General features: G+C 72.1%; 3 protein-coding genes. 2 read left to right on the top strand and 1 reads right to left on the bottom strand.

Annotation, left to right across the window (positions count from 1 at the left end):
• Positions 1 to 17: 17 nt before the first annotated feature.
• Positions 18 to 1,538: an SCO1417 family MocR-like transcription factor gene (locus tag ACWDSL_RS52665; RefSeq protein WP_450496800.1), complete on the bottom strand. Its 1,521-nt coding sequence runs from the start codon at positions 1,536 to 1,538 to the stop codon at positions 18 to 20.
• 252 nt (positions 1,539 to 1,790) lie between these two features.
• Between ACWDSL_RS52665 and yczE the strand changes: the two genes are divergently transcribed.
• Positions 1,791 to 2,456 carry a membrane protein YczE gene (gene yczE, locus ACWDSL_RS52660; protein ID WP_450496802.1) on the top strand — a complete coding sequence of 222 codons (666 nt, stop codon included), beginning with the start codon at positions 1,791 to 1,793 and terminating at the stop codon, positions 2,454 to 2,456.
• A 257-nt stretch (positions 2,457 to 2,713) separates the two neighbouring features.
• Entirely contained in the window at positions 2,714 to 3,088 is a 375-nt protein-coding gene (locus ACWDSL_RS52655) for an RNA polymerase-binding protein RbpA (protein ID WP_043486392.1), read from the top strand.
• The last annotated feature ends 144 nt before the right edge of the window (positions 3,089 to 3,232 follow it).

The following is a 3,232-nucleotide window of genomic DNA, read 5'->3' as shown; positions in this document are numbered from 1 at the left end:
GCCGCGCCGCCACCGGCTCAGGCCACGTAGCTGCGTGGGACCTGGGCCTCCACCACGGCGCCGCTCGCGACCAGGTCCGCCGCGGCGGCCAGGCGGGTGGCGGCCTTCTCGGCGACCGCGCCGGCGACGGTGAACGGAAGCCGTACGTACCCCTCGAAGGCGCCGTCGACCCCGAAGCGGGGGCCCGAGGGGACCCGTACGCCAAGCCGCTCGCCCGTCTCCGCGATCCGTGACCCGGACAGGCCGCCGGTGCGGGTCCAGAGGGTGAGCCCGCCGTGCGGTACGGCGAACTCCCAGTCGGGGAGGTGGCGGCGGACGGCGGCGACGAGCTCGTCGCGGTTCTCCCGCGCCTGCGCGCGGCGCAGCTCGACCGCCTCGTCCCAGCCGCCGGTGGCCAGCAGCCAGCCCACGGCGAGCTGTTCGACGACCGGGGTGCCCATGTCCGCGTAGGCGCGGGCCGCGACCAGGCTGCGGATGATGTCGGGGGCGGCGCGCACCCAGCCGATGCGCAGCCCGGCCCAGAAGGACTTGCTCGCCGAGCCGACGGTGACGACGGCGCTGCCCCCGGGGTCGAGCGCGGCGACCGGCCGGGGCGGCTCCACCTCGTCGTCCAGGTGCAGTTCGGCCATGGTCTCGTCGACGACGAGCACGGTCCCGGCCGAGCGCGCCGCGTCGACGAGCTGTCTGCGCTGCTCGTCGGTGGCGAGCGAGCCGGTGGGGTTGTGGAAGTCGGCGACGACATAGGCCATCCGCGGCGCGGCCTCGCGCAGCGTCTGCCGCCAGGCCGGCAGGTCCCAGCCCGCGAGCCCGGGCCCCATGGCCACGGGCACCAAGCGGGTGCCGGCCTCCCGCAGGAGCTGGAGGACGTTCGCGTACGAGGGCGACTCGACGGCGACCCGCTCGCCGTGGCGGACGAACAGCCGGCAGATGGCGGCCACCGCACCCATGGCCCCGGTGGTCACCATGATCTGCTCGGGCATGGTCGGAATGCCGCGAGCGGTGTAGCGGTCGGCGAGGGCCTGGCGCAGCGCGGGCAGCCCGGCGGGGTAGTCGCCGTGGGTGTGGGCGTACGGCGGGAGCTCTTCCAGGGCGCCGTGCATGGCGCGGGTCAGCCAGGGCTCGGGCGCGGGCAGGGCCGCACAGCCCAGGTCGATCACGGAGCGCGCGACCTCGGGCGGCAGCGGGTCGAGCCCACGGGTGGGCAGCGGGCTCCCGGCGGGCATCGCGGTCCAGCTGCCGGACCCGCGCCGCGACTCCAGGAAGCCCTCCTGGCGCAGCGCCTCGTACGCGGCGGCCACCGTGGTCCTGCTGACCCCCAGGGCCGCCGCGAGCTCGCGCTCGGCGGGCAGCCGCGCCGCGACCGGGACCCGGCCTTCGAGGACGAGCAGCCGTACGCGATCGGCGAGCGAACGGTACGCGGGTACGCGCCGGCCGCCCGTCACCGAGACGATCGCCGCGGCCTCGGCCTCGCGTGTGTGCTCCGGCCCGAGCAGGCGAGCCAACTGGGGTGCTCCCACCGCGGATGTCCACGGACTCATCGTCTGCGGTCCACCTTTCCGGAATTGGCCATAGAACTGGACTGGTCTCGGGGTACAGAGTGACACGCCACAGTCCACTGCCTCCACCGGCAAGGCCACTTCAGCCTCTGGGAGCCTTCTTTGTCCGCGTCACCCGTACCGCCCACGCCGTCCGAACCGCCCTCCGAGCCATCACCTGAGCCGTCGTCCGCGTCGTCCGAACCCTCTGAGCCATCGCCGCCCCCGTCCCCCCGCCCCCGCCTCGCGCGCCGCCTGGTCCACCTCTACGCGGGGCTGGTGCTGTACGGCGTGAGCATGGCGCTCCAACTGCGCGCCGGACTCGGGCTCGACCCCTGGGACGTCTTCCACCAGGGCGTCGCCGAGCACACCTCGCTGTCCTTCGGCACAGTGACCATCGTGGTCGGCGCCGCCGTACTGCTGCTGTGGATCCCGCTGCGGCAGCGCCCGGGGTTGGGCACGGTGTCCAATGTGGCGGTGATCGGCGTGGTGGTGGATATCACACTCTGGCTGATGCCGGACCTTCACGCACTGGCCCTGCGGATCCCACTGTTGGTGTTCTCGGTGATCCTCAACGGCGCGGCCACCGGTCTCTACATCTCGGCCCACTTCGGACCGGGCCCGCGGGACGGCCTGATGACCGGGCTGCACCGGCGCACCGGCCGCTCGGTACGGCTGATGCGGACCACGATCGAGGTGACGGTGCTGGCGGTGGGATTCGCGCTGGGCGGGTCCGTGGGGGTCGGCACGGTGCTCTACGCGCTGACCATCGGGCCGCTCGCCCAGTATTTCCTGCGCTTCTTCGCACTTCCCTCGCCCGCGGGCGAGCGCTCACCGGTCGTCGCCCAGGGCAAAGCACAAGAAACGCAGAAAACAACGAAAACGCAAACAACACGGACAGCGATACATGACCGGATTTAGCCCTCGAGGGTGCGGAGCGGTAGTGTACGCCCTCGGCCCACAAGGCGGACCGTTACTGCGCGCTTAAAGCACCAGAAACGCTGGGTGACATCTGCTGCCAGATGTGACAAACCGGGCGCCTGTGGGTAGAACAACGGGGCGGCACGACGGGCGACGCATGTCCCAGTACGGGAATCTTCACCGCCGACCGGACGTTGACCGGATGACGACGACAGCGACACCTGTCCTGTGGGCGACAAGCCCGGGAGGCACGATTCATGAGTGAGCGAGCTCTCCGCGGCACGCGACTCGTGGTGACCAGCTACGAGACCGACCGCGGCATCGATCTGGCCCCGCGCCAGGCGGTGGAGTACGCATGCCAGAACGGACATCGATTCGAGATGCCGTTCTCGGTAGAGGCGGAGATCCCGCCGGAGTGGGAGTGCAAGGCATGTGGTGCCGTAGCACTCCTGGTGGACGGCGACGGTCCTGAGGAGAAGAAGGCCAAGCCGGCGCGCACGCACTGGGACATGCTCATGGAGCGGCGCACCCGTGAAGAGCTGGAGGAGGTGCTGGCCGAGCGGCTGGCCGTACTGCGCTCCGGCGCTATGAACATCGCTGTGCATCCGCGCGACACCCGTAAGTCTGCCTGATCACACGACGGCAACCGACAGCGACAACAGCGACATATCAAGGGCCGGGGCCACTGCCGAGCAGTGGCCGCGGGCCGGGGGGGTCCCGCGGGACGGGGGGGGGGGCGGGGGCGGGTGCGGGCCGCGGGGGGGGGCGCGGCGGGG

The sequence above is a fragment of the Streptomyces sp. NPDC000941 genome (assembly GCF_053599555.1).
The sequence above is the reverse complement of the archived record's forward strand: the minus strand, read 5'-3'. Positions and strand labels throughout refer to the sequence as shown.

What these genes read in the sequence shown, in the direction of transcription:
- ACWDSL_RS52665 (WP_450496800.1), bottom strand. Translation starts at nt 1,538, where the DNA reads ATGAGTCCGTGGACATCCGCGGTGGGAGCACCCCAGTTGGCTCGCCTG.
- ACWDSL_RS52655 (WP_043486392.1), top strand. Translation starts at nt 2,714, where the DNA reads ATGAGTGAGCGAGCTCTCCGCGGCACGCGACTCGTGGTGACCAGCTAC.